We start from the raw sequence: 25,838 nt of genomic DNA, 5'->3' as shown, positions 1-25,838 counted from the left end.
GAATGAGTATCCTCATTAATAAAGATACAAAGGTAATTGTTCAAGGTATTACAGGTGCAACTGGTTTATTCCATACACAGCAAGCGGTAGAATATGGTACAAATATCGTTGGTGGGGTGACGCCAGGTAAAGGTGGGACAGAGGTAGAAGGAATACCTGTGTTTAATACAGTTGAAGAAGCAGTAAAAGCAACAGGAGCAAACGCTACTGTCATTTATGTTCCACCGGCATTCGCAGCAGATGCGATTATGGAAGCTGCCGATGCTGAGTTAGATTTAGCGATTTGTATTACAGAAGGAATTCCTGTGATGGATATGGTTAGTGTGAAGCGTTACCTTGAAGGTAAGAAAACACGCCTAGTAGGCCCTAACTGCCCAGGAGTGATCACACCTGAAGAATGTAAGATTGGGATTATGCCAGGATACATTCATAAGAAGGGTCATGTTGGTGTTGTATCTCGTTCTGGTACGCTGACATATGAAGCCGTACATCAATTATCAACAAATGGAATTGGTCAATCGACTGCAGTAGGAATTGGTGGAGATCCAGTTAATGGAACGAACTTCATTGATGTGTTAGAACAATTTAATGAAGATCCTGATACGTATGCAGTTATTATGATTGGTGAAATCGGTGGTACAGCAGAAGAGGAAGCGGCTGAATGGGTAAAGGCAAACATGAAAAAGCCAGTAGTTGGCTTTATTGGTGGTCAAACAGCTCCTCCAGGAAAGCGTATGGGCCATGCTGGAGCGATTATTTCAGGTGGTAAAGGGACTGCATCTGAAAAGATTAAAACGCTTGAGAGCTGCGGTATAAAAGTTGCAGAAACACCATCTGTAATGGGTGAGACGCTTATCTCTGTATTAAAAGCGAATGATTTATTAGAGAAATGTACGACTCATAAAGTAGCCAAGTAAAGAGAAGAAAGAGGCCGAGACAGAGCGCATGTGTTTAACTGAGTATCTGAACGTTGTGAGAACATTGTGGATGAAGTATATTTCAGAAGCGGTTTATTTTCAACGCCATCTATTCTTTTCGGATTCTCATGAATTGAAACACTGTTGTCTCAGTCTCTTTTCTACTTAATCTAATGACACGCGTGATGGAAAGGAGTTTGTTATGGATGATTGGCGTAATCGATTCATTCATCTGCACAGCTGTCGAGGTATGACGTGGAAATTACTTTATTACCTATTAAAAAAAGATCCTGACTTAAAGACGATTTATACTTATACGATCCCGCAACTTCAAAAGGCATTTCAATTAACCGATCAACGCGCGATAGCTCTTCACCATGATCTTCATGCTTGTCCTCCTAATGACCTCATTCAGCAATATGAAAAGCAACAAATTATCCCGATTACGATTTTGGATTCTAATTATCCTCTTTCACTAAAAAACATTCACGATCCACCCTTTGTTCTTTATGTAAAAGGTAAAATAGACTATTTGTCTAATTCAAAGTGTATAGCTGTTATTGGAACAAGACGACCGAGTAACGAAGGGTCCAAAAAGGTTTATCATTTAATAGGCCCGTTGATTAGAGACAATTGGACGATTGTTAGTGGTCTTGCTGAAGGTATCGATACATTGGCTCATAAAGCAGCTATTTTCAATAATGGAAAAACCATTTCGGTGTTAGGCTCAGGCTTTCATCATATTTATCCTAAGAAGAATGAAGCTCTATATATAGAAATGTCGAAAAATAATTGTGTCATTTCTGAATATCCTCCCCACACCTCTCCGCGTAAGTGGCATTTTCCTGCTAGGAATCGTATTATTAGTGGACTATCCCAAGGAATTATAGTTGTCGAAGCAAAAGAAAAAAGTGGCTCGTTGATTACGGCAGATCAGGCGTTAGAACAAGGTAGGGATGTTTTTGCTGTACCAGGTTCTATTTTTTCGGACACATCTAAGGGTACAAATCGACTTATCCAAGAAGGAGCAAAGTTGATCTTAAATAGTCATGATTTACTTGAAGAATTACCCCGTTTCCATGAATAATTTTGTCAAATTATCGTTCTATTTCTACATCATAAGAAAGAAAAATTTCACTTTTTTTAGTAATTAGTTTGACAAATGAAGAAAACCTGTTCCATAATAGGGAAGATTTTAATTATTCTTAGAGAGGGAGTCTTATATGGCCGATTATTTAGTAATCGTAGAATCTCCCGCAAAAGCAAAGACCATTGGGAAATATTTAGGAAAAAAATATATTGTCAAAGCATCAATGGGACATGTTAGAGACTTACCAAAAAGTCAAATGGGAGTTAATGTTGAACAGAATTACGAACCGAGATATATTACCATCAGAGGAAAAGGACCAGTATTAAAGGAATTAAAAACAGCTGCAAAAAAAGTAAAACGAATTTATTTAGCAGCTGACCCCGATCGAGAAGGGGAAGCAATTGCTTGGCATCTTGCTCATAGTCTGAACATGGATGAGCATTCTGAATGTCGCGTTGTCTTTAATGAAATTACAAAAAATGCGATAAAGGAAGCATTCAAGACACCACGTCAAATTAATATGGATTTAGTAGATGCTCAGCAAGCGAGAAGGATTCTTGATCGGTTGGTTGGCTATAATATTAGTCCATTATTATGGAAGAAAGTGAAGAAAGGATTAAGTGCAGGAAGAGTTCAGTCTGTTGCTGTCAAGATGATCATCGAGCGAGAGAAAGAAATCCAAAGCTTTAATCCAGAAGAGTATTGGAATATTCAAGCTCAATTTTTCCTTGGGAAGGAATCATTTGATGCTAAGTTTTATGGTTTAGACGGAAAGAAGAAAGAGCTAGGAAGCGAAGAGGATGTACAGAATATTTTATCTAAGCTTAATTCCGATAGCTATAATGTGACATCTGTGAAGCGGAAGGAAAGAAAACGCAATCCAGTCAACCCATTTACAACGTCTTCCTTACAGCAAGAAGCGGCTCGGAAGTTAAATTTTAGAGCGAAGAAAACGATGATGATTGCGCAACAGTTATATGAAGGTGTTGAAATTGGTAAAGAAGGCACAGTCGGTTTGATAACGTACATGAGAACTGATTCAACTCGTATTTCTGAAACGGCTCAACAAGAAGCGCGAACTTACATTATAACAGCCTATGGTGAAGAATATACACGTCAAGGTAAGCGTGAAGTTAAATCAGATAAGAAAGCTCAAGATGCTCACGAAGCAATACGACCTACATCAGTAGATAAAGACCCGAAAACAATCAAAAGCTACTTATCTAGAGATCAATATCGATTGTATAAGCTTATTTGGGAGCGTATGGTCGCTAGTGAGATGGCACCTGCTGTGATGGATACGATGTCAGTTGATATTGAGCAAAATGGTGTGTTATTTCGAGCTACGGGTTCAAAAATCAAATTCCCAGGCTTCATGAAAGTGTATATTGAAGGAAATGACGATGGAAAAAAAGAAGAGGATCGATTTTTGCCAAATTTAGAGGAAGGACAAACGGTTGAGAAGGATGAAATAGAACCTAGTCAACACTTTACTCAACCGCCACCTCGTTACACCGAAGCAAGGCTTGTTAAAACGATGGAAGAACTCGGAATTGGTCGTCCTTCTACATACGCACCTACACTAGATACTATACAAAGGCGTGGATACGTTGCTTTAGAAGATAAACGCTTTGTTCCAACAGAACTCGGAGAAATTGTATTGGAGTTAATTGTTGAATTTTTCCCAGAGATATTGGATGTGGAGTTTACTGCTAAAATGGAAGGTAACTTAGATTCCATTGAAGAAGGTGCCAATGAATGGGTGAACATTATTGATGACTTCTACCGTTCCTTTGAAAAACGTTTATCTGTTGCGGAAGAGGAAATGAAGGAAGTTGAAATTCGTGATGAGCCAGCCGGAGAAGATTGTGAAAAGTGCGGGCATGAAATGGTTTATAAAATGGGTCGTTATGGAAAATTCATGGCATGTTCGAATTTTCCGGATTGTCGTAACACGAAAGCGATTGTCAAAGACATTGGTGTAAAATGTCCGACCTGTAAGGAAGGTAATATCGTTGAGCGTCGAAGTAAAAAACGCCGAATTTTCTATGGATGTGACCGATACCCAGAATGCGAATTCATTTCATGGGATAAGCCAATCGCGAGGCCCTGTCCGAAATGTAGCAGTATGCTTGTTGAGAAGAAATCAAAAAAAGGTGTCCATGTAGAATGCTCGTCGTGTGATTACCGTGAAGAAACGAATTAGTTTAAATAAAGCATGAGAAAGGGGCTAAGACAAGATTGGTATTCTTGTTGCTTGGCCCCTTGAACATGTTATAATGACAGCATTAGATTGTTTAGTCATATTGGAGGAACGAAGATGTCACAACCGTACGTAAATGTTATTGGGGCAGGTCTTGCAGGAAGTGAAGCGACATGGCAGCTAGCAAAGAGAGGAATTCAGGTTCATTTGTATGAAATGCGACCAGTTAAACAAACACCAGCTCACCATACAGATAAATTTGCTGAATTAGTATGTAGTAATTCATTAAGAGGGAATGCTTTAACAAATGCAGTAGGTGTTCTTAAGGAGGAAATGAGAGCTCTTGATTCTGTCATAATACAATCTGCTGATCGTGCTTCAGTTCCTGCTGGTGGTGCTTTGGCAGTTGATCGGCACGAATTTGCTAGTTTGGTCACGTCAAATGTTAAAAACCATCCATTCGTTACCGTGTTTAACGAAGAAATAACGGAGCTTCCAGAAGGTCCAACGATTGTTGCAACTGGCCCGCTAACTTCAGAATCATTATCAAAGCAACTTCGCAACTTAACTGGCGAAGAGTATTTATATTTTTATGATGCAGCGGCTCCTATAATCGAAACAGAATCGATTAATATGGATAAGGTATATTTAAAATCAAGGTATGATAAAGGCGAAGCAGCTTACTTAAATTGTCCAATGACTGAGGAAGAATTTGATCGCTTTTATGAAGCATTAATTCTAGCCGAAACGGTTCCGCTTAAGGAATTTGAAAAAGAAATATTCTTTGAAGGCTGTATGCCAATTGAAGTGATGGCAAAGCGTGGTCGGAAAACGATGCTATTTGGACCGATGAAACCAGTAGGACTAGAGGACCCGAAAACAGGGAAACGACCATTTGCAGTTGTCCAGCTAAGACAAGATAACACATCTGGAACGTTATATAACATTGTTGGATTTCAAACACATTTAAAGTGGGGACCACAAAAAGAAGTGATTCGCCTCATCCCTGGATTAGAGGAAGCAGAAATTGTTCGTTACGGAGTGATGCATCGAAATACGTTTATTAACTCGCCAAATTTATTAAAGCCAACGTATCAATATAAACATAAAGAAGAACTGTTTTTTGCTGGACAAATTACAGGTGTTGAAGGATACGTGGAATCTGCTGCAGCTGGGCTTATTGCAGGCATTAATGCAGCTAAGTTAATAAAAGGGGAAGAGTTAGTTACCTTTCCTGAATGGACAGTGATTGGAAGTATGGCACAATATATTACAACGGCTAACCCAAAGAATTTCCAACCGATTAATGCTAATTTCGGCTTGTTACCACCATTGGAAAAGCGAATTAAAAATAAGAAAGAAAGATATGAACATTTAGCTGAAAGAGCATTAGATACAATTCAGAATTTTGTGAAAAAAGTGTAAATAAGATTGTCAGGGCTACTAAATCATGATAAAATTTAGTAGCTTTTTACTTGAAGTGGTGATTTTAACCAATGAGTAATATCGACTAGATTAAAATGACTTTCGATATTTGTTGTGTTAAATGGAAATGTAGTTAATGATGAAGGTGAAGGAGTGTCCTATGCTGCAAAAGTCGAATTGGATACAATTATTTATTCAGTACCTTCAAATGGAAAAAAATTGTTCAATCCATACGGTGCGAAGTTATGAAGGTGATTTACTCCATTTTGCTCATTTTATTGAGCAGTTAGGTGTAGTCTGCTATACAGATGTTCTTTCGGATCATGTAAAAAAGTATTTAACAGAGTTGTTTGAAAAAAAATATGCAAGAAAAACGGTATCAAGAAAAATTTCAACCTTAAGAAGCTTTTACTCGTTTCATCAACGAGAGGAAAGGGTAAAGGATAATGTTTTTACGTTTATCCATTTACCTAAATCCGAACATAAATTACCAAATTTCTTGTACGAGGAAGAAATGAATCATTTATTTGAAGGGCTTTCAGGTCATCGGCCAATTGACCAACGTGACCGAGCACTTTTAGAATTATTATATGCGACGGGAATGCGTGTAAGTGAGTGTAGTCAGTTGCTCATAGAACATGTTGACTTTTCAATTGGAACGGTTTACCTCATGGGGAAAGGTCAAAAAGAACGCTATGTCCCTATAGGCTCTTACGCTTTAGACTCTATCTATACATATATTCACAATGGTAGGGTGCAATTAGCGGAAAAGGCGAAAGATTCGAATCAGTCTCTTTTTTTGAACTACCGTGGTGGGCGATTATCTGAACGAAGTATTCGAACGATTATACAAAAGAGAATGGATCAAACTGCATTACAGAAAAAGTTACGCCCCCATGATATCCGCCATTCCTTTGCTACACACCTATTAAATAATGGAGCTGATTTAAGGGTAGTACAGGAATTATTAGGTCATGAGCATTTATCGACAACCCAAATTTATACCCATGTAACGAAGGAACGGTTACGCGACGTGTATAAACAGCATCATCCAAGGGCATAAACGAATAAAGAAGGAGGAGAAGAAATGAGCGACTTTCATGCTACAACGATTTTTGCTATTCATCATAATGGAAAATGTGCAATGGCTGGTGACGGACAAGTAACGTTTGGAAATGCTGTTGTGATGAAACATACAGCAAAAAAAGTCAGAAAATTATTTCAAGGGAAGGTTATTGCCGGTTTTGCCGGTTCAGTTGCTGACGCTTTCACACTATTTGAAAAATTTGAAGGGAAGCTTGAAGAATATCATGGAAATCTTCAAAGAGCAGCTGTTGAGTTAGCGAAAGAATGGCGAAATGATAAGGTGCTTCGTAGACTTGAAGCTATGCTAATCGTTATGAATAAAGAAAGCCTATTGCTCGTTTCAGGGACAGGTGAGGTCATTGAGCCTGATGATGGGATCATTGCGATCGGTTCTGGTGGAAATTATGCTTTATCCGCTGGTCGTGCATTAAAAAATCATGCTCCCGAACTAACTGCCTCTGATATCGCAAGGGCATCATTGGAGACTGCTGGAGAAATTTGTGTGTATACAAACTTACATATTACGGTAGAAGAATTACATTAAAACGATAGGAGTGAACAAATTGGAAGCTAATTTAACTCCACGACAAATTGTAGATCGGTTAAATGAATTTATTGTTGGTCAAGAACAAGCGAAGAAATCGGTTGCTATCGCTTTAAGAAACCGTTATCGCCGTAGTTTACTTGATGAGAAATTAAAAGACGAAGTTACACCTAAAAATATATTAATGATTGGCCCGACAGGTGTTGGTAAAACCGAAATTGCAAGAAGACTTGCAAAGTTAGTAGGTGCTCCATTTGTGAAAGTGGAAGCAACGAAATTCACAGAGGTAGGTTATGTAGGCCGTGACGTTGAATCCATGGTACGAGACTTGGTCGAGACGAGTGTTCGAATTGTAAAGAAGGAAAAGGTTGAAAAGGTCCGTTCACAAGCAGAAAAAATGGCCAATGATCGAATTGTCGAATTACTCGTACCAACAGGGAAAAAATCATCTTCTTATAAAAACCCTTTTGAAATGATTTTCGGACAGCAGAATGAAGAAAATGAAAGTGAGCCTCAAGAAGTAGATTCACTAAATGAGACAAAACGCAAAATGGCTCACAAGCTTGCATTAGGTGAATTAGAAGATCATATGGTTACAATTGAAGTCGATGAACAATCACAGAATTTTATGGATATGTTTCAAGGGGCTGGTATGGAGCAGATGGGAATGAATATGCAGGAGATGCTTGGAGGAATGCTACCTAAAAAGCGTAAGAAGCGTCGTCTTCCCATTTCGGATGCTCGGAAAGTTCTTGTTGACGAAGAAGCCCAAAAGCTAATTGATCCCGATGAGGTAAATCAAGAAGCGATTACAAAAGCTGAGCAGTTAGGGATTATTTTTATTGATGAAATTGATAAAGTTGCAAGTAAGGGGCAGCAGTCAGCTGATGTTTCGCGAGAAGGGGTTCAACGAGACATTTTACCGATCGTAGAGGGCTCAACGATTATGACAAAATATGGAGCGATTAAAACGGATCATATTCTTTTTATTGGTGCAGGTGCTTTTCATATTGCAAAGCCATCTGACTTAATACCTGAACTTCAAGGTAGATTCCCTATTCGTGTCGAATTGTCTAATTTAACAGTCGATGATTTTGTCCGCATCTTAATCGAGCCTAATAACGCCTTATTAAAACAATATAGTGCACTTCTAGAAACGGAAGGTATAAGAGTAGTCTTTTCAGACGATGCTGTTCATAAGATTGCGACAATTGCGACGGAAGTCAATCAGGATACTGAAAATATTGGTGCCAGAAGGCTACATACATTACTTGAGCGTTTGTTAGAGGATCTTTCCTTTGAGGCGCCAGATATCAATTTAGAGGAAATTGCTATTACTCCAGAGTACGTGGAAGAGAAACTTGCAACTATTGCAAAGAATCGTGATTTAAGTCGATTTATTTTATAACTAAGAAAGTATTTAAATGGATAGAGACTGAATATGAAAAGAAAGCATATTGGTCACGTAGATAAGAGGAGGCAATAAAATGAATCTATTATCAAGAACACGAAAAATTAATGAGATGCTACAAAAGACAGTTGGTCAGCATGTTAACTTTAATGACATGGCCGAGACGTTATGTGAAACGATCGCTGCTAACATATTTGTCGTTAGTCGAAGAGGAAAACTGCTAGGGTATGCGATAAAACAAGAAATTGAAAATGAACGAATGAAGAAAATGTTAGAAGAAAGGCGTTTTCCTGAAGAGTATACAGAAGGTTTATTTAAAATTGATCATACGTCTGCTAATATCGGAATTGACAGCGAATTTACAGCTTTTCCGGTTGAAAATAAAGATTTGTTTAAAAATGGACTAACGACAATTGTACCCATACAAGGAGGAGGTCAACGACTAGGTACATTAATCCTCTCAAGGTTAAATGACACGTTTAATGATGATGATTTAGTATTAGCGGAATATGGTGCAACCGTAGTTGGGATGGAAATCCTTCACGAGAAAACACAGGAAATTGAAGAAGAAGCTCGTAGCAAAGCAGTTGTTCAAATGGCCATTAGTTCCTTATCCTATAGTGAGCTTGAAGCTGTTGACCATATCTTTCACGAGTTAGATGGGCGAGAAGGCTTGCTTGTCGCAAGTAAGATTGCTGATCGTGTAGGAATTACGAGATCAGTTATTGTTAACGCATTAAGAAAGCTCGAAAGTGCTGGAGTGATTGAATCGCGTTCTTTAGGAATGAAAGGAACGTACATTAAAGTATTAAATGATAAATTTCTCATTGAATTAGAGAGAGTAAATAGTAAGTAAATAGAAAACCAACAGGTTGTAATAAATCTGTTGGTTTTTTATTATGCTGAGAATATTTGTATTAAATATACAAAAAACAGGGGAAAAAGTAAGTTTAAAATAACAAAAAAATGATAGGTAATTATTTCTATTTCACCATAGAGCTTAGAATAGAGTTTAAATGTAAATCAACTTATGATCCATTCTAACGTTCTACAATGGGTCCTTCGAATGGAAAATCGACATATTTTTAAAAAATTGTCGATTAAAATACGTAAATCATGTACAATTAAGACCAATGAACTATATATATATGATTCTTTCGTAGTAAAAAAGCTTTTTGTGAAATATGGGTTAGACTTTTCGTTCTATATTTATTACAATTTTCATAGAACGTGTAGAAAAATGTATAAAAACGAACGCATAATTTGACAAAAGGGGTGTGCCTGCATGAATCTCTTCGGAAGTTCTTCCTTTAGAGCGCTCGAAACAGGGTTAAATGGTGCGCAAGTTCGACAAAATGCTATCTCTCAAAATATTGCTAATGTCGACACGGCCAATTATAAAGCGAAGCAAGTGGAATTTAAGCATTTGTTAAATGAAGCTGTAAATCAAACTGGATTGAGAGCAAACAGAACACATGAACAACATTATGAATTTAAATCGGCGCGAAACACCGGTCCAATCGTGACGGAAAATAGACAAACCGAATTTAATCATAATGGCAATAATGTAGATGTCGACCGTGAAATGTCTGAATTAGCTAAAAATCAAATCTATTACAATGCTTTAATTGATCGATTGAATGGAAGTTTCCAAAGCCTTGAGTCTGTCATTAGAGGAGGCCGTTAACAATGACCATATTTCATGGGTTTAATACTAGTGCATCAGCTCTAACGGCGAAGCGATTACGTATGGATGTCGTTTCAGCTAATATAGCTAATGCCGATTCGACAAGAGCAAATATGGTAGATGGTCAATGGGAACCTTATCGTCGGAAAATGGTTGTTACATCACCAAATGAACCTTCATCTTTTTCTAATCAATTGAAAAGAGCGATGGGAAAGACAGAGTCGACTGTTGGTCATGGAGTAAAAGTAGACCGAATCATTGATGATCAGACACCTTTTAAGCAAGTGTATAATCCAGATCACCCAGATGCGAATGAGGAAGGATATGTACAAATGCCTAATGTCGATCCACTACGTGAAATGGTTGATTTAATGTCGACAACAAGATCGTATGAAGCAAATGTAACGGCATTAAACGGAACAAAGAACATGCTTTTAAAAGCGCTTGAGATAGGTCGATAAGGAGTGAGTAACAATGGATGTGAGATTAACACCATTTGAAACAAGAGAGCTTTCAGGTATTAATCGTAATACATATACACCTGGTGAAGCGCAGGAGTCATTTAAAAAAGCGTTAAATGAAGCGATCTCGGATGTCAATCAACTTCAAAAGGAATCACAGCATAAAACAGAGCTATTAGCAAAAGGTGAGATTAACGATTTACATGATGTAATGATTACTGGTCAAAAGGCTAGTGTTTCATTGCAAGCGACGATAGAAGTAAGAAATAAGGTAATTGAAGCATATCAAGAGATTATGAGAATGCAAGTGTAATACTTGTGCCCAATAGTGGGGCGTTGTTACTTGTTTTGATTCAGGAGGACACATGAACGAGAAACTAATGAATTATAAAGAGAAAATAAATGAATTGTGGAAAGAACGTTCAAAAAAGCAACAAGTTGTCATTATATCTGCGATTGTTTCAATTATCTTAGCGTTAGCATTAGTCGCGTTTTTTTCGACTAGGACAAACTATGAACCATTGTATAGCAATTTAACTTTAGCAGAAACGGGTCAAATAAAAGAAACACTTGATGCTAGAGGAATTCCTTCTACAGTGTCAGATAGTGGTACTTCGATTTTAGTTCCAAAGGATCTCGTTGATACATTAAAAGTAGAGTTGGCTGCAGAAGGCTTACCGAGCAGTGGAACAATTGATTACTCTTTTATCCAAGACCAAATGGGTTTTGGGATGACAGATAATGAATTTAACGTCATGGAACGTGCATCCATGCAAACTGAGCTATCAAGGCTTATTCGAAATATGAACGGTGTGAACAATGCTAATGTCATGATTACACTCCCAGAAGAAAGTGTTTGGTTAAATGCTGCTCAGGATTCATCAACAGCTGCGGTTGTATTAGACTTAGCTCCAGGGCATCAACTTGATTCTAGTCAAGTAAGAGCATTATACCACCTTGTATCGAGAAGTGTACCAAACTTGCCTATAGATAATATCGTCATTTCTGATCAAATGTTTAATGATTACTATTATGAGGATCAAGATAATGAAACACAAACAACTTTAACTGCCTTTGAACAACAGCGAACTATACAAAATGAAATTGAACGTGATTTAACACGTAATTTGCATCAAATGTTAGGAACTATGGTTGGACAAGATAGTGTCGTTGTTTCTGTTACAACAGATATTGATTTTACTCAAGAGAATCGTACAGAGGAATTAGTTGAGCCTGTAGATATTGACAATATCGAAGGGATTGCTGTCAGTATTGAACGAATTGAAGAGGCCTATAGTGGTGAAGGGTTTGAAGAAGGTGGAATTGAAGGCACCGGTGATGGCATTCCTAACTACCCTGGTGCATTAGGACAAGGTCCAGTCGATTGGGAACGAACTGAGGAACGAATTAACAATGAAGTTAACCGTATTAATCGTGATATTGTAGAAAGTCCTTATAAAATTCGTGATCTTGGTATTCAAGTGATGGTTGAACCACCAGAAGGATTAGAAACATTACCACAAGATCAGCTTAACGATATCCAACAAATATTAGGAACAATCGTTCGCACGAGCATTTCAAGTGTTTACGCAGATGAATTAACAGAGGATGAAATTGAAGGGAAAATAGTCGTAAGCTCTCACCCTTTCGATGGAAGAGTGGTAATGGATCAAGAACCAATGATGACAATTCCAACATGGGTCTACGTTGTTGGTGGAGTGTTAGTTGCTTTAATATTAATTTTACTGTTTATTTTAATGAGAAATAGAAGAAGAAAGCTTGAAGATGAGTCAGTGGACGGATCATTAGCCGCGAATGCACCATTTGATTTACCTGAATTACCTGATGAAGATACATCTGAAGGAGCAGCAAAAAGAAGACAACTAGAAAAGCTGGCTAAAGAAAAACCTGAAGACTTTTCTAAATTACTACGAACTTGGTTATCAGAAGATTAGGAGGGAAGTAAATGGCTGTATCAAAAAAAGGAATTACAGGAAGGCAAAAAGCTGCCATACTTCTGATTTCTCTTGGTCCAGATGTTTCAGCACAAGTGTATAAACACCTTTCAGAAGAAGAAATTGAGAAATTAACACTGGAAATAGCTAATGTTCGTAAAGTGGATAGTGAATTAAAAGAAGAAATACTCGAACAATTTCATTCTTTAGTGTTGGCACAGGATTATATAGCACAAGGTGGAATAGGCTATGCAAAAAGTATATTAGAAAAGGCATTAGGTGAAGAAAATGCGATGGGAATTATTAATCGTTTAACTTCCAATTTACAAGTAAGACCTTTTGATTTTGCTCGTAAGGCAGATCCATCTCAAATTTTGAACTTCATTCAAAATGAGCATCCACAAACGATTGCGCTTATCTTATCTTACTTAGAATCAGAGCAGTCGGGGCAAATCTTATCAGCATTGCCTCAAGAGGTACAAGCTGATGTCGCGAAAAGAATTGCTGTTATGGACAGTACGTCTCCGGAAATTATTAATGAAGTGGAAGCTATTCTTGAACAAAAGTTGTCTTCAACGGTGACTCAAGATTATACCGAGGCTGGTGGTATTGAATCAGTTGTCGAAGTGTTGAATAGTGTTGATCGAAGTACAGAACGAACGATTCTAGATGCATTAGAAATACAAGACCCAGAATTAGCAGAGGAAATTAAGAAGAGAATGTTTGTGTTTGAAGACATTGTTACATTAGATAATCGTAGTATTCAGCGAGTCATTCGTGATGTTGAAAATGAAGATCTACAGCTATCTCTGAAGGTAGCAAGTGAGGAAGTTAAGGAAATTATCTTCAGTAATATGTCTCAAAGAATGGCTGAAGCATTTAAAGATGAGATGGAATTTATGGGTCCAGTTCGTTTAAAAGATGTAGAAGAAGCTCAAACGAGAATAGTATCTGTGATTAGAACGCTAGAAGAAGCTGGAGAAATCGTAATTGCACGTGGTGGAGGAGACGATATTATTGTCTAAAATCATCAAATCAACTCATTCTAATGCCAATCAGGCGTCAAAAAAAACGATTTCTATTATAAAAAGATTTCAACGGGATGATGAAATAAGCCATAGTCAAGAGAATGATAACAACTTAGAGAACGAGCAAGGTAATACAGAAGAAGATGAAAAAAATACTCTAAATCGCTTAAAAAAGGACATAGAGCAACAAAAAGCAGAAGCTGAAGCAATCCTTCATCAAGCTCACCAAGAAGCTGACGATATTCGACAACAGATTAAAGAGCAGCTTGAACATGCTGAACAAGAGAAAGACCAGCTCTTTGAGCAAGCGAAACAAAATGGATATGAAGAAGGCTTTAGTAAAGGTCAAAACGATGGCCTTCAATCCTATAATGAATTAATTGATCAGGCGAAAAATATTGTCACTCAATCAGAGCAGCAATTTAATCACCGAATTGAGGAAGCCGAACCTTTAATCATTGAGTTAGCAACGGCTTTAGCTAAGCGGATTATCGGGAATCAATTAATAGATGATCAACAAAATTGGACAAGCATGTTAAAACAGGTAATAAATGAAGTTCGTGAGCATGAAGATGTGAAAATTTATGTGCATCCTGATTGGTATGAGCTTACAGTCAGTCAGCAGGAAGAACTAGTGCAATTATTAAGCCATTGTGATCATCTTTTTATATACCCTGATGCTGGATTGATGAAACATGGGTGCGTCATTGAAACAAAGCATGGACGTATTGATGCAAGTATGGATCGTCAGTTAAAGGAGTTAAAATCGCAGTTATTAGCAAAGCTCAAGGAGGATTCACGTTGAATGTTCAATCTTTACCAGAATTAATTCCGCAGCTTTCTCCATTTAAATGGTACGGAAAAGTAACGCGAGTCATTGGTCTAATGATTGAATCGAAAGGTCCGCAAGCTTCTATTGGAGACCTCTGCTATATAACAACAGGAAGAAATTCAATGACAAGAGTAAGAGCAGAGGTCGTTGGCTTCAGAGATGAATTTGTTTTGCTAATGCCATTAAACGGAACATCCGAAATAGCTCCTGGTAGTTTAGTAGAAGCGACAGGAAGACCACTAGAAATTAAAATAGGCACTCAGCTAATAGGTTCGATTGTAGATGGTTGTGGTGAATTGTTAACGAAGGAGTCGTTACCAAAAGGGTTATCCAATTTTCAAACAGATAATGACCCTCCAAATCCAATTAAAAGACCACGAATTAAGGAGCTAATGTCCTTAGGAGTAAGATCCATTGACTCTTTATTTACAGTTGGAAAAGGGCAAAGAATAGGTATTTTTGCAGGGAGTGGAGTAGGTAAGAGTACACTATTATCGATGTTAGCGAGAAACTCTGAAGCAGATGTAAATATCATTGCTTTAATTGGAGAACGTGGACGTGAAGTAAAGGACTTCATCGAACGAGATTTGGGTGAAGAAGGGCTGAAGCGCTCTATTGTAGTTGTAGCAACATCAGATCAGCCTGCGTTAATGAGGATAAAAGGGGCGATGACAGCTACGGCCATCGCTGAATATTTTCGCCAACAAGGTATGGATGTTAACTTAATGATGGACTCTGTAACGCGTGTCGCAATGGCACAGCGAGAGATCGGCTTAGCAATAGGGGAACCTCCTACTTCAAAGGGATATACTCCGTCAGTGTTTGCTCTATTGCCTCGTTTATTAGAGCGCTCAGGAACAGATGAAAAAGGTTCTATTACTGCGTTTTATACAGTGTTAGTTGATGGTGATGACTTAAATGAGCCAATTTCTGATGCGGTCCGTGGAATTTTAGATGGACATTTAGTATTAGATCGAAAATTAGCTCAAAAAGGGCAGTTTCCAGCAATCAATGTTCTAAAAAGTATTAGTAGAGTGATGTCTGACATCGTAACGGAAGAGCATAGAAAAGCAGCTGAACGTTTGCGCTATTTCGTTTCTGTATATGAAGACAATGAAGATCTTATTAATATAGGGGCATATAAAAAAGGTAGTTCACCTGAAATTGATAAAGCTATTTTAATGTACCCTCAAATTGTATCATTTCTTAAACAAGCAACAGATGAAAATTCAACCATTGATCAATCAATACAAACGCTTATTAAATTGCTAGGAAATGGTGGTCGATCATGAGTTTTCAATACACATTACAAAAAGTTCTAGAGCTTAAACAATCACAAAAAAATGAATTTGAAGCTGCATATAAAGACGCAACCGATCATTTTGAAAAGGTAGCTACTCAGCTTTATCATCTTTTGAAAAAGAAGGAAGGTTTGGAGGAGATGGCTCGAAATCAATTGCAGCAAGGAACGTCGATTAAGGCCATACAATTTCAAGAAACGACATTGTCACAACTTGAAAAAGAAATATTGATTTTGCAACAACAAACTCAGCAGGCTCGCTTAAAAATGGTGAATAGGCAAGATCAATTAATGAATGCAACTGTTGAAATGAAAAAATATGAAAAAATTAAGCAACGAGAACATGAGCAATACAAAGAAGAATCGAAACGAATAGAACTATTAGAAATGAATGAGTTATCGATTCAAGCATATGCGAATCGTTGAAATTAGGTGAGAAAATGAGTGATAAGGAACGCTCTTATAATAAGTTTCAATTATTCTTTTTAGTTATTTTCATTCCAATTATATTTGGATTAGTGTTGTTTGGTTTTGTTTTTTCTTTAATAGGATATGACGTTATTGGTCAAGCTCAAAAAATAGGTTCAACTATACCTATTGTATCTAATTGGGTTCAGGATGAAGATGAAGAGTTAGAAAACAACACTACAGAACAGCTTGAACAAGTTGAGGCTAATTTGGCTGAAAGCGAAGATGAAGTTACAAGGTTAGAATCAGAATTACAACGAAAAGAATTAGAGATTTTAGAACTTCACGATGAAATTGCAGATCTTCAAGAGGAACTTTTATTTCAAGGTCAAGAAGAAATTAGTATTCAAGAATCACTTGAAGAAATCGGGCAATTGTACGAATTAATGTCTGAAGAGAAAGTTGCGAACGTCTTGAGTCAAATTGATCCGGATGAAGCTGTTTTGCATTTAAGATACGTATCAATTGAACATCGTGCAGCTATTTTAGAGGAAATGGATGATAGTCAGGCTGTTGAATATTTAAGAAGAAAACTGAACGAGTAAACCGGGTTCTTTTGAAAGGAGGTGAAATGAAAAGTTGAATCAATTAATGATGGCACTGGCATACCAGAAACCAAACCTTGTCGTTCAAACGATGGGGAGCAATACTAATTCGATTAAAGAAGAAACGGATTTTTCTCAAGTGCTAGGTGGATTGCTAGAAGGTGACGAGGAGATGGTACAAGACTTCTTAAATCACGACGATATAGAACTGCTTTTGGAAGAATTGGAGGTACCTGAATTTCTGGAATTTAAAAATTGGCTTTCTCAACCGGACGTAAGCGAAATTTGGGATAAGCTCTCTAGTAACCTTCAAGGAGATTTAACTGCAGATGATTGGTTTAAAGAAGAATCGACTGTTGACGAGCAAATGATGATAAGTTTGATCGCGATGTGGCAAGAATACAAAAACCAAGACGAACAAAACAGCATAGAGAATACTACTTTAAATTCAACCGTTATGGGACAGTTAGTTTTAGGGTTAATTCAAAGTCAGATGACTAATCCAAATGATGAAATAAATTCGCTAAAGACACGCGAGGAACAAAATGCAAATCAATTGCGTATTGATCAGGATAGGACCTTAAAGCAGTTTCTTAGAATGCTCATTCAAAATCATGATAGCGGCAACGGGAATAGTCGTAATCGGTTCTTTAATGAGCGATCTCTAAATCAAAACAGTCAGCAAGTAGATTCAAGTTCATTAGCGATCGGACAGATTGTTAAGAGATTAGTAGAATCAATGACTGAAGAAAGAAATAAGGGAAACCAAGTTAGTGAGCGGAAAGTTGAATCAACTATGCTTTCTTTACCGAAAGATCTGAGATTAAATCCATTATTATCTGAAATAGGATCTTATACAACAAGAACTGATCAAGCAACAATTCATGTTGGTGAACAAATGCCTCGTGAAATTCAACAGCAACAATTCATGAGACAGTTTCAAAACTTAATGAGACATGCCACTATGACTCATTCTAAAGAAGGCGTTCAAACCCTTTCCGTGAAGCTGCATCCCGAGCATTTAGGTCGTTTGGATGTACAATTAACGCAAATCAACGGGGTATTGTCTGCCAAAATAATGGTTAGTCAATCAGCAGCAAAGGAACTAATTGAAAGCCAGCTTTCTCAATTAAGACAAGCCTTTATCCAGCAGCAGCTTCCAGTTGAACGTATTGAGATCACGAATCAACAGTCTCAATTGGAAAAAGAAAAGGACAAAGAAGGTTCATCTTCACAACAGCAACGTCAAGATGCGAACGATGACGGACAAGAAGAAAAGCGAGAGTTTCATGAGGAGTTTCAAGATAGTCTTTACTCAATAAATGAACAGGTTTAGGTGTGTGATAATATGCCAACGATAAACGAAAGCTTATATTTACAAGAAAGACAGCAGCAACCGCAAAATACGAATCAAAGTATTTTAGGAAAAGATGACTTTTTAAAATTGTTAATTACTCAATTACAAAATCAAGATCCGTCTAATCCAATGGATGACCGAGAATTTATTGCGCAAATGGCTCAATTTTCTTCCTTAGAGCAAATGACTAATATGAATCAAGCGATGCAATATTCTGTTCATTTACAGCAGAGTCAAAGCTTAGTACAGCATAGTGAGTTAATTGGTAAAACCGTTCAATGGAAACGTGAAGTTGAATTGGATGAATATCGAACGGAAACCGTATACGAAAATCATAAAGTGAAATCAGTTCGTCTAGAAAACGATGGTAAAATTCGTATTTTACTTGAAAATGATCGATGGATTAGCAATGATCAGGTTGTTCAAATTAGTGAAACAACAATAGAAGAATAAAAGGAAGTGAATGTATGGATCCAAGGGTTCAATGGCATCCGTTACCAAATCTTCCGAAATCACCTAATGTTAATACTAATGATAGTCATGCAAAAAAGAAAAACTTTAAAGAAGTTTTTCAAACGGAACTAAACAATGCTACAAAATTAGTATTTACAAAACATGCAAAAAATCGAATGGAATCAAGAGGAATTTCAATTGATGATAACAAATGGATAGAAATCGAAAACAAGGTGGTTGAGGCAAGGAAAAAAGGTATTAAAGAGTCTGTTGTTATTACAGAAGATGCAACTCTATTGATTAATGCACAAACTCATACAATTATTACGGCACTCAATCGAAATGAAGCGAAATCACAAATTTTCTCAAATATTAATGGTACGATTTTAATTGACTAGACTGGACCCGTAAAGGGAAGTCTTTGACTGCTGATCGATAGATGCAGTTTATAAAAAGGAGGATACGTAAATGTTAAGATCGATGTATTCAGGTATTTCGGGTATGAACAATATGCAAACGAAATTAGATGTAATTGGGAATAATATTGCCAATGTCAATACATTTGGCTTTAAAAAAGGCCGTGCGACATTTAAAGATATGATTAATCAACAGATCGCAGGAGCATCCGCGCCTGGAGCTGGTATGGGGGGGACGAACCCTATGCAAGTAGGATTAGGTTCAATGCTCTCTTCTATTGATACAATTCATACTGGCGGTAGCTTACAAAATACGAATCGTGAATTAGACTTAGGGATTTCCGGGGATGGCTTTTTCCGGGTGACCGATGGAGATGCCATTTTTTATACACGTGCTGGAAATTTTTATTTTGATGAAGAGGGTGCAATTGTAACTTCTGGGGGGCTTTACTTACTCGATGATGATGGTGACACAATTTTAGTACCGGAGGACGCACGTAGCTTCAGTATTGGTCAAACAGGTGTCGTAAACTATGTTGATGCAGATGGAGATTTACAAGAAGCAGGTACTATATCATTAGCATATTTTGCTAACCCAGAAGGTTTACAAAAGGAAGGAGATAACCTTTACCAAGTTACCCCTAACTCAGGTGGTGTCAATATAACGACTCCAGGTAATGAAGGTACTGGAGTGGTAGTTGCTGGAACATTAGAAATGTCAAATGTAGATTTATCTGAAGAGTTCACTGAAATGATTGTTGCTCAACGTGCTTTTCAGGCTAATACTCGAATTATTACAACTTCAGATGAAATCCTACAAGAGTTAGTGAATTTAAAACGTTAACGAATGAATGAACCACATAGGAAATACTAAGGAGGGTTGGACTAGGACGCAAACTCCTAGTCCATTTAATCAATTATGATTGAGCTTATAAGAATTAATGGGAAATCTTTTTACCTTAATGTCCTTCTAATTGAACAAATGGAGGCATTTCCAGACACAACCATTACACTTGTGAATGGGAAAAAAATTGTTGTTAAAGATGAAATAGAAGATGTAAAAGTTTTAATTAATAAACAATTTAAAGATCTAGGTCTTTTAGCAACATATAAAGATGTGGGGGGCGCATGATTGTTTAAGAATAAGTTAGTCAATATTATGTTAATCATTTTAGCTGCGCTGACATTACTTGGGGTTATTGTATTTGTCTTATTTAATCAATTTTTAGATAGTCCTGAAGAGGGGCAAGAACCAACGATTGATCAGATTATTAATTTATCTTTTGATACGGATGAAATTACGACAAATTTACAATCAAACGATTTTATTCGAGCCACTTTTCGTATACAAGTGGATAGCAGATCAGCACTATCAGAAATACAAAAGCGTGATTTTCAAATTAACAACATATTATTACGTTCATTATCCAACAAACGTTCTTCAGAGCTAGCTGGTAATGAAGGAATCGTCGATTTTGAAAATAGTATACGAGATGAAATTAATGCATTAATGCAAGAAGGTGAAGTGGTTCAAGTCTACACGACAAGTTGGGTCATACAATAATAACCTCAAATTGCTTTACTGCTTAATTGGATGGAGAGGTGAGGCACTTGGCTGACGTTTTATCTCAAGGCGAAATCGATGCCTTGCTATCAGCAATTTCCACAGGGGAAATGGATGCTGATGAATTGAAAAAAGAAGAAACTGAAAAGAAAGTTAAAGTGTATGATTTTAAAAGAGCTTTAAGATTTTCTAAGGATCAAATTAGAAGTTTGTCGAGAATTCACGAGAACTTTGCTCGTTTATTAACAACTTATTTCTCAGCACAACTGCGTTCATATGTACAAATATCTGTGACGTCAGTTGATCAATTACCATACGAAGAGTTTGTACGTTCCATTCCTTCTATGACAATATTAAATGTCTTTGAACCTTATCCACTAGATGGACGTTTAATCATGGAGATCAACCCGAATATCGCATATGCGATGTTAGATCGTTTACTTGGAGGAAAAGGGTCAAGTATTAACAAAGTTGATTCATTAACAGAAATCGAAACGAAGATTATGTCACAATTGTTTCAAAGAACACTCGATAGTTTTCAAGAAGCTTGGAGTTCTATTATTGAATTAGACCCTGTGATGGAAGAAATAGAAGTTAATCCGCAATTCTTACAGATGGTATCTCCAAATGAAACTGTTGTGGTCATTTCGTTACAGACAACGATTGCAGAGACATCTGGGATGATTAATATTTGTTTGCCACATGTTGTACTAGAAAGTATCTTACCAAAGCTTTCGATGCACTATTGGATGCAAGAGAAGAAAAAAGAGCGAGACGAAGGCGAACTAGAAAAGATTGAACAAAGTGTAAAGAAAGCTCCGTTACTCATTCAAGCTGAGCTTGGAGATTCAGAAATTACGATTCAAGAATTTTTAAGTTTAACTAAAGGTGATGTTATAGAATTGAATCAATCTATCGAAGAGCCATTAGGTGTCCTTGTAGGTGGAGAGAGAAAATATTATGCACAACCAGGTATCTTAAAGAATCGTGTATCTGTGCAAGTAACGGAATTGATTGAGGAGGTTGAGGATGATGAATGATGATATGCTATCCCAAGATGAAATAAACGAATTATTAAAAGGTGTTTCAAGTAGTGAAGATGAGGATAGTTCACAGCCTGATTCAGATAGTGATTTAGGTATTTCAGATTATTTGTCCGATGTTGAACAAGATGCACTTGGTGAAATAGGAAATATTTCATTTGGGAGTGCTTCCACTGCACTGTCAACGTTGTTAAGTCAGAAGGTCGATATTACAACACCGACCTTATCAATAATTAGAAGAGATGAATTGGAGGGTGAATTCCCAAAACCGCATGTAGCCATTCACGTAAATTATACAGAGGGCTTTGAAGGAATGAACTTGCTCGTTATGAAAACTTCGGATGCTGCCATTATTGCTGATTTAATGCTCGGTGGAGATGGAACAAACCCTGATGAAGAGCTAAATGAAATGCATACAAGTGCTGTACAAGAAGCAATGAATCAAATGATGGGATCAGCTTCTACATCTATGTCGACGATTTTCAATAAACGGGTTGATATTTCTCCTCCTGGAATTGATTTAATGGATGTGAAGAATGATGAAGGAACGAAGCATGTTCCTGATGACGATATTTTAGTTAAGATTTCTTTTAGGTTAACGGTCGGAAATTTAATAGACTCAACGATTATGCAATTGGTTACCATTTCTTTTGCTAAAGAGCTTGTGAATGAATTAATGAATCCGAGTATTCCTGAAGAGGAGCCGATATCAAAGCAAGCCGGAGAACCTGTTCAACAACAAGAGGTTGCCCAAGGTGAGACTCATTCAAGTAATCAGTCTTATCCTGAAAATAACTCATATTCTAATTCAACATCAGCACCTCAACCTAGTTATGCGAATCGTGGACAGCAACATCTAGGAGGTCAATTTAATCAGCGAGATGTTGATGTACAGCCCGCTGCATTTTCTCAATTTGAAAATCACCAGTTGTCATATGAAGAATCCAATAATTTGAATATGTTGCTTGATATCCCTTTACAGGTAACTGTTGAATTAGGGCGAACAAAGCGCTCGATTAAGGAAATTTTAGAATTTTCACAAGGCTCGATCATTGAACTTGATAAATTAGCTGGTGAACCAGTCGATATTTTAGTTAATCAAAAACTAATAGCAAAAGGTGAAGTTGTAGTCATTGATGAAAACTTTGGTGTTAGGGTTCTTGATATTGTAAGTCAAGAAGCGCGAATTAATCATTTAAAAAAATAGAGTAGGTGAAAGATAGTGGCGAAAAAAGTATTGATTGTTGATGATGCAGCTTTTATGAGGATGATGATTAAGGACATCCTATCGAAAAATGGTTATGAGGTTGTAGGTGAAGCTGCTGATGGTAATCAAGCGGTTGAAAAATATAAAGAATTTTCACCTGATTTAGTGACATTGGATATTACGATGCCTGAAAAAGATGGAATTGCAGCATTAAAAGAAATTATTGCACATGATGGTCAAGCAAAGGTAATCATGTGCTCGGCAATGGGGCAACAATCCATGGTTATTGATGCTATACAATCTGGTGCAAAAGATTTTATCGTAAAACCGTTTCAAGCTGATCGAGTGCTAGAAGCAATTGAAAAAACACTTGCTTAAACGGAAGGCAAATGGGGGTAAGTTGTGAAGATGTTGTTTAAGGCTAGATGGGTGGGTATTATCATATTAGTAATTTGGGGAATAATGCCAATTTCTGCATTTGCTGAAAATCAGGTTTCTTCTGATGAATGTAGTGTGACTCAATTTATTAATGGGGAATGCGAAGAATTTGTTGAGCCGTCCACGTCAACGGAAGAGTCTGAAGAAGGTCAGGTTGACGAAAGTATTTTCCCTGAAACGAATACTTTTGCTATGTTCGCCCAAACCATCTTAGCATTAGCATTCGTCATTATCTTACTATATGTACTATTGCGTTTTGTCGGGAAACGTTCGCAATCTTTTCGCTCAACTCAGATATTGCAGTCGATGGGTGGTGTTCCATTAGGTGGGAATCGATCTGTTCAAATTGTTCGTGTGAACGATCGAATCTTAGTAGTTGGAGTGGGTGAGTCCATTCAATTATTGAAAGAAATTACTGATCCAGAAGAGGTAAAGAAAATGATGTCACAGCAGCAACAAACAATGGAATCTTTTGATCAGCCTATTGACAAAATGATGAGTTGGTTTAGAAAAGGTAAAGGTAGGTCAGACGCACATCCAACAAATCATGATGCATTTAAACAACTGTTAACTAAACAGTTAGGAGAAGTTACTGAAACTCAAAAGAAGGTTCGTGATGAGGTAAGGGAGCGTGGTCATAAATGATGGATTCTTTCATCATTTCAGTCATTAACCCATTGCCTGGATTGGATTTAGATTTTATTACGGAAGAGCCTACAGGAGTTGTAACTACGATTCAACTTCTATTAATATTAACGGTTTTGTCATTGGCGCCTGCTATTTTAATTTTAATGACTAGTTTCACAAGGATTGTGATTGTACTATCGTTTGTCAGACAAGGGTTAGCGACACAAACAATGCCTCCGAACCAAGTCATTATTGGATTGGCATTATTCTTAACGTTTTTTATTATGGCTCCTATTTTTGCAGAAATTAATGAAGTAGCGTTAACACCACTAATCAATGAAGAAATTGATCAAGATGAAGCATTTGAACTTGCTGTAGTGCCATTAAAGGAATTTATGGCGTCACATACAAGGGAAAAAGATCTTGCATTATTTATGGGATATGCTGGGCTAGAACAACCAGAGTCTTTAGATGATATTCCATTAACTGCGCTTGTTCCGGCTTTTGCGATAAGTGAGCTGAAAACGGCCTTTCAAATTGGTTTTCTCATTTTTGTACCATTTCTTGTCATTGATATGATTGTTGCAAGTGTTTTAATGTCGATGGGAATGATGATGCTTCCTCCAATTATGATTGCATTACCATTTAAAATATTGTTGTTTGTGTTAGTAGACGGCTGGTATTTAATTGTTCAGTCTTTGCTTTTAAGTTTTAGTTAGCGGGTGGTGTTGGTTGTGAGTTCAGAATTTATTATAAGTATGGCGGAAAATGCGGTTTGGGTTGTCCTATTTGTTGCGGGTCCTTTACTTTTAGTTGCATTAGGTTTAGGACTTTTTGTGAGCATCTTTCAAGCAACGACACAGATTCAGGAACAAACGCTAGCGTTCATTCCTAAAATTGTTGGAGTATTTGTTGCTCTTATTGTGTTTGGGCCATGGATGCTTTCTACTGTTACGAATTTTGCCTATCAAATTTTTAGTAATCTTCATCGGTTTATAGGATAATGGTTGAATTTGTAAATGTTTTACCTGCATTTCTATTAATTCTTGTTCGTATTCTGGCATTTTTTGCGATTTTACCAATCTATGCTCATCATTCATTACCCAATACGTTTAAAATCGGACTAGCTTGTTTTCTAGCCTGGGTGATGGTTTTTACGTTGGAAAATCCAGTTGTCGTGATGGATGGAACCTATTTTCTATTAGTGATGAAGGAAGCACTTGTTGGCTTAATGGTTGGATTGATTGCGTCTATTATTATGTATGCCATTCATATAGCTGGTGGGTTTATCGATTATAGTATGGGCTTTATGATTGCAAATGTCGTTGATCCACAAACTGGTGCACAGACCCCCCTTACTGGGAGTTTTTTATATGCATTTGCTATTTTATTTATGCTTCTTATGAATGGTCATCATTTATTGTTAGATGGTATTTTTTTCAGTTATCAATTTGTTCCGATTGATCAGCTCTTTCTACCTTTTAGTCAAGAGAATATCATTCAATATGTTGTGACAACTTTCAATTCAATGTTTATTATTGCCTTTCAAATGGCATTTCCTATTGTGGGATCTCTCTTCCTTGTTGATGTTGGTTTAGGAATGATCTCTCGTGCTGTGCCACAAATGAATGTTTTTGTCGTTGGTTTACCGTTGAAAATCACAGTAGGGCTATTGTTATTGACCGTGTACATCAGCGTATTCTTTATCATCGTACAGCAATTGTTTGAACAGATGATTATAACGATGAGAACGTTGCTGCAACTATTAGGAGGGGCCTAAA

Annotated in this window: 30 protein-coding genes; all 30 read left to right on the top strand. The window is 37.1% G+C overall.

Annotated features, from left to right (window positions below; translation table 11 throughout):
* Positions 1-2 precede the first annotated feature (2 nt).
* Positions 3-917: a succinate--CoA ligase subunit alpha gene (sucD, locus tag ACERJO_RS04970; protein WP_247103949.1), complete on the top strand. Its 915-nt coding sequence runs from the start codon at positions 3-5 to the stop codon at positions 915-917.
* A 202-nt stretch (positions 918-1,119) separates the two neighbouring features.
* Positions 1,120-2,004, top strand: a complete 885-nt coding sequence (gene dprA, locus ACERJO_RS04965) for a DNA-processing protein DprA (protein ID WP_373646745.1) — start codon at positions 1,120-1,122, stop codon at positions 2,002-2,004.
* Positions 2,005-2,140: 136 nt separating this feature from the next.
* A complete protein-coding gene (gene topA / locus ACERJO_RS04960; protein WP_247103952.1) occupies positions 2,141-4,213 on the top strand; it encodes a type I DNA topoisomerase in 2,073 nt (690 codons plus the stop codon).
* A 114-nt stretch (positions 4,214-4,327) separates the two neighbouring features.
* On the top strand, positions 4,328-5,635 hold the full coding sequence (gene trmFO, locus ACERJO_RS04955) for an FADH(2)-oxidizing methylenetetrahydrofolate--tRNA-(uracil(54)-C(5))-methyltransferase TrmFO (RefSeq protein WP_373646743.1): 1,308 nt from the start codon (positions 4,328-4,330) through the stop codon (positions 5,633-5,635).
* 163 nt (positions 5,636-5,798) lie between these two features.
* Positions 5,799-6,698 carry a tyrosine recombinase XerC gene (gene xerC / locus ACERJO_RS04950; protein WP_373646852.1) on the top strand — a complete coding sequence of 300 codons (900 nt, stop codon included), beginning with the start codon at positions 5,799-5,801 and terminating at the stop codon, positions 6,696-6,698.
* Positions 6,699-6,722: 24 nt separating this feature from the next.
* Positions 6,723-7,265: an ATP-dependent protease subunit HslV gene (hslV, locus tag ACERJO_RS04945; RefSeq protein ID WP_247103955.1), complete on the top strand. Its 543-nt coding sequence runs from the start codon at positions 6,723-6,725 to the stop codon at positions 7,263-7,265.
* 19 nt (positions 7,266-7,284) lie between these two features.
* Positions 7,285-8,673 (top strand): ATP-dependent protease ATPase subunit HslU, encoded by a 1,389-nt coding sequence (hslU, locus tag ACERJO_RS04940; RefSeq protein ID WP_247103956.1) that lies wholly within the window; start codon positions 7,285-7,287, stop codon positions 8,671-8,673.
* Positions 8,674-8,752: 79 nt separating this feature from the next.
* On the top strand, positions 8,753-9,532 hold the full coding sequence (codY, locus tag ACERJO_RS04935; RefSeq protein WP_247103958.1) for a GTP-sensing pleiotropic transcriptional regulator CodY: 780 nt from the start codon (positions 8,753-8,755) through the stop codon (positions 9,530-9,532).
* A 429-nt stretch (positions 9,533-9,961) separates the two neighbouring features.
* Complete coding sequence (flgB, locus tag ACERJO_RS04930) at positions 9,962-10,363, top strand: flagellar basal body rod protein FlgB (RefSeq protein WP_247103960.1); 402 nt, start codon at positions 9,962-9,964, stop codon at positions 10,361-10,363.
* Positions 10,364-10,365: 2 nt separating this feature from the next.
* Positions 10,366-10,824 (top strand): flagellar basal body rod protein FlgC, encoded by a 459-nt coding sequence (gene flgC / locus ACERJO_RS04925; protein ID WP_247103961.1) that lies wholly within the window; start codon positions 10,366-10,368, stop codon positions 10,822-10,824.
* 13 nt (positions 10,825-10,837) lie between these two features.
* Positions 10,838-11,137: a flagellar hook-basal body complex protein FliE gene (gene fliE, locus ACERJO_RS04920; RefSeq protein WP_247103962.1), complete on the top strand. Its 300-nt coding sequence runs from the start codon at positions 10,838-10,840 to the stop codon at positions 11,135-11,137.
* Positions 11,138-11,189: 52 nt separating this feature from the next.
* Entirely contained in the window at positions 11,190-12,779 is a 1,590-nt protein-coding gene (gene fliF, locus ACERJO_RS04915; protein ID WP_247103963.1) for a flagellar basal-body MS-ring/collar protein FliF, read from the top strand.
* 11 nt (positions 12,780-12,790) lie between these two features.
* On the top strand, positions 12,791-13,804 hold the full coding sequence (gene fliG, locus ACERJO_RS04910) for a flagellar motor switch protein FliG (protein WP_035340578.1): 1,014 nt from the start codon (positions 12,791-12,793) through the stop codon (positions 13,802-13,804).
* Positions 13,797-14,612 (top strand): flagellar assembly protein FliH, encoded by an 816-nt coding sequence (gene fliH / locus ACERJO_RS04905; RefSeq protein WP_373646741.1) that lies wholly within the window; start codon positions 13,797-13,799, stop codon positions 14,610-14,612. The genes fliG and fliH overlap by 8 nt, the downstream gene beginning before the upstream one ends.
* On the top strand, positions 14,609-15,931 hold the full coding sequence (gene fliI / locus ACERJO_RS04900) for a flagellar protein export ATPase FliI (protein ID WP_373646740.1): 1,323 nt from the start codon (positions 14,609-14,611) through the stop codon (positions 15,929-15,931). Before fliH ends, fliI begins: the two co-directional genes overlap by 4 nt.
* The gene (fliJ, locus tag ACERJO_RS04895) at positions 15,928-16,365 is read left to right on the top strand and encodes a flagellar export protein FliJ (RefSeq protein ID WP_373646738.1); all 438 of its coding nucleotides are present in this window, start codon (positions 15,928-15,930) and stop codon (positions 16,363-16,365) included. Before fliI ends, fliJ begins: the two co-directional genes overlap by 4 nt.
* A 14-nt stretch (positions 16,366-16,379) precedes the next feature.
* On the top strand, positions 16,380-16,952 hold the full coding sequence (locus ACERJO_RS04890) for a MotE family protein (protein WP_247103968.1): 573 nt from the start codon (positions 16,380-16,382) through the stop codon (positions 16,950-16,952).
* Between the two features lie 34 nt (positions 16,953-16,986).
* Positions 16,987-18,288: a flagellar hook-length control protein FliK gene (locus ACERJO_RS04885; protein WP_373646737.1), complete on the top strand. Its 1,302-nt coding sequence runs from the start codon at positions 16,987-16,989 to the stop codon at positions 18,286-18,288.
* Positions 18,289-18,300: 12 nt separating this feature from the next.
* Positions 18,301-18,762, top strand: coding sequence for a flagellar hook assembly protein FlgD (gene flgD, locus ACERJO_RS04880; protein ID WP_247103970.1), 462 nt, complete (start codon positions 18,301-18,303; stop codon positions 18,760-18,762).
* A 14-nt stretch (positions 18,763-18,776) separates the two neighbouring features.
* Complete coding sequence (locus tag ACERJO_RS04875) at positions 18,777-19,160, top strand: TIGR02530 family flagellar biosynthesis protein (protein WP_373646736.1); 384 nt, start codon at positions 18,777-18,779, stop codon at positions 19,158-19,160.
* Positions 19,161-19,230: 70 nt separating this feature from the next.
* On the top strand, positions 19,231-20,022 hold the full coding sequence (gene flgG / locus ACERJO_RS04870; RefSeq protein WP_247103972.1) for a flagellar basal body rod protein FlgG: 792 nt from the start codon (positions 19,231-19,233) through the stop codon (positions 20,020-20,022).
* A 75-nt stretch (positions 20,023-20,097) separates the two neighbouring features.
* On the top strand, positions 20,098-20,310 hold the full coding sequence (locus ACERJO_RS04865) for a flagellar FlbD family protein (protein ID WP_247103973.1): 213 nt from the start codon (positions 20,098-20,100) through the stop codon (positions 20,308-20,310).
* Positions 20,311-20,742 carry a flagellar basal body-associated protein FliL gene (gene fliL, locus ACERJO_RS04860; RefSeq protein WP_247103974.1) on the top strand — a complete coding sequence of 144 codons (432 nt, stop codon included), beginning with the start codon at positions 20,311-20,313 and terminating at the stop codon, positions 20,740-20,742.
* A 47-nt stretch (positions 20,743-20,789) separates the two neighbouring features.
* A complete protein-coding gene (fliM, locus tag ACERJO_RS04855; protein ID WP_247103976.1) occupies positions 20,790-21,782 on the top strand; it encodes a flagellar motor switch protein FliM in 993 nt (330 codons plus the stop codon).
* A complete protein-coding gene (gene fliY / locus ACERJO_RS04850) occupies positions 21,772-22,992 on the top strand; it encodes a flagellar motor switch phosphatase FliY (protein ID WP_247103978.1) in 1,221 nt (406 codons plus the stop codon). The genes fliM and fliY overlap by 11 nt, the downstream gene beginning before the upstream one ends.
* Positions 22,993-23,007: 15 nt before the next feature.
* Positions 23,008-23,370, top strand: a complete 363-nt coding sequence (locus tag ACERJO_RS04845) for a response regulator (protein WP_035340608.1) — start codon at positions 23,008-23,010, stop codon at positions 23,368-23,370.
* A 30-nt stretch (positions 23,371-23,400) separates the two neighbouring features.
* Positions 23,401-24,075, top strand: a complete 675-nt coding sequence (locus ACERJO_RS04840) for a flagellar biosynthetic protein FliO (RefSeq protein WP_373646850.1) — start codon at positions 23,401-23,403, stop codon at positions 24,073-24,075.
* The gene (fliP, locus tag ACERJO_RS04835; RefSeq protein ID WP_373646734.1) at positions 24,072-24,776 is read left to right on the top strand and encodes a flagellar type III secretion system pore protein FliP; all 705 of its coding nucleotides are present in this window, start codon (positions 24,072-24,074) and stop codon (positions 24,774-24,776) included. Before ACERJO_RS04840 ends, fliP begins: the two co-directional genes overlap by 4 nt.
* A 15-nt stretch (positions 24,777-24,791) precedes the next feature.
* Positions 24,792-25,061, top strand: a complete 270-nt coding sequence (gene fliQ, locus ACERJO_RS04830) for a flagellar biosynthesis protein FliQ (RefSeq protein ID WP_035340614.1) — start codon at positions 24,792-24,794, stop codon at positions 25,059-25,061.
* Complete coding sequence (gene fliR, locus ACERJO_RS04825; protein ID WP_373646733.1) at positions 25,061-25,837, top strand: flagellar biosynthetic protein FliR; 777 nt, start codon at positions 25,061-25,063, stop codon at positions 25,835-25,837. The genes fliQ and fliR overlap by 1 nt, the downstream gene beginning before the upstream one ends.
* Position 25,838: the final 1 nt, after the last annotated feature.

The sequence above is a fragment of the Halalkalibacter sp. AB-rgal2 genome (genome assembly GCF_041821005.1).
In the GTDB taxonomy this organism is placed as follows: Bacteria; Bacillota; Bacilli; order Bacillales; family Bacillaceae_D; genus Halalkalibacter.
Note: the sequence above shows the minus strand (reverse complement) of the source record. Positions and strands in the feature narration are given on the sequence as shown.

Excerpts from the sequence above, each read along its gene's own strand:
- flgB (WP_247103960.1), top strand. The coding sequence starts at position 9,962 with ATGAATCTCTTCGGAAGTTCTTCCTTTAGAGCGCTCGAAACAGGGTTA.
- fliP (WP_373646734.1), top strand. The coding sequence starts at position 24,072 with ATGATGGATTCTTTCATCATTTCAGTCATTAACCCATTGCCTGGATTG.
- fliF (WP_247103963.1), top strand. The coding sequence starts at position 11,190 with ATGAACGAGAAACTAATGAATTATAAAGAGAAAATAAATGAATTGTGG.
- fliG (WP_035340578.1), top strand. The coding sequence starts at position 12,791 with ATGGCTGTATCAAAAAAAGGAATTACAGGAAGGCAAAAAGCTGCCATA.
- ACERJO_RS04865 (WP_247103973.1), top strand. The coding sequence starts at position 20,098 with ATGATTGAGCTTATAAGAATTAATGGGAAATCTTTTTACCTTAATGTC.
- ACERJO_RS04840 (WP_373646850.1), top strand. The coding sequence starts at position 23,401 with ATGTTGTTTAAGGCTAGATGGGTGGGTATTATCATATTAGTAATTTGG.
- ACERJO_RS04890 (WP_247103968.1), top strand. The coding sequence starts at position 16,380 with ATGAGTGATAAGGAACGCTCTTATAATAAGTTTCAATTATTCTTTTTA.
- fliY (WP_247103978.1), top strand. The coding sequence starts at position 21,772 with ATGATGAATGATGATATGCTATCCCAAGATGAAATAAACGAATTATTA.
- trmFO (WP_373646743.1), top strand. The coding sequence starts at position 4,328 with ATGTCACAACCGTACGTAAATGTTATTGGGGCAGGTCTTGCAGGAAGT.
- flgG (WP_247103972.1), top strand. The coding sequence starts at position 19,231 with ATGTTAAGATCGATGTATTCAGGTATTTCGGGTATGAACAATATGCAA.
- dprA (WP_373646745.1), top strand. The coding sequence starts at position 1,120 with ATGGATGATTGGCGTAATCGATTCATTCATCTGCACAGCTGTCGAGGT.
- flgD (WP_247103970.1), top strand. The coding sequence starts at position 18,301 with ATGCCAACGATAAACGAAAGCTTATATTTACAAGAAAGACAGCAGCAA.
- fliE (WP_247103962.1), top strand. The coding sequence starts at position 10,838 with ATGGATGTGAGATTAACACCATTTGAAACAAGAGAGCTTTCAGGTATT.
- flgC (WP_247103961.1), top strand. The coding sequence starts at position 10,366 with ATGACCATATTTCATGGGTTTAATACTAGTGCATCAGCTCTAACGGCG.
- hslV (WP_247103955.1), top strand. The coding sequence starts at position 6,723 with ATGAGCGACTTTCATGCTACAACGATTTTTGCTATTCATCATAATGGA.
- sucD (WP_247103949.1), top strand. The coding sequence starts at position 3 with ATGAGTATCCTCATTAATAAAGATACAAAGGTAATTGTTCAAGGTATT.
- codY (WP_247103958.1), top strand. The coding sequence starts at position 8,753 with ATGAATCTATTATCAAGAACACGAAAAATTAATGAGATGCTACAAAAG.
- fliJ (WP_373646738.1), top strand. The coding sequence starts at position 15,928 with ATGAGTTTTCAATACACATTACAAAAAGTTCTAGAGCTTAAACAATCA.
- fliR (WP_373646733.1), top strand. The coding sequence starts at position 25,061 with ATGGTTGAATTTGTAAATGTTTTACCTGCATTTCTATTAATTCTTGTT.
- topA (WP_247103952.1), top strand. The coding sequence starts at position 2,141 with ATGGCCGATTATTTAGTAATCGTAGAATCTCCCGCAAAAGCAAAGACC.
- ACERJO_RS04875 (WP_373646736.1), top strand. The coding sequence starts at position 18,777 with ATGGATCCAAGGGTTCAATGGCATCCGTTACCAAATCTTCCGAAATCA.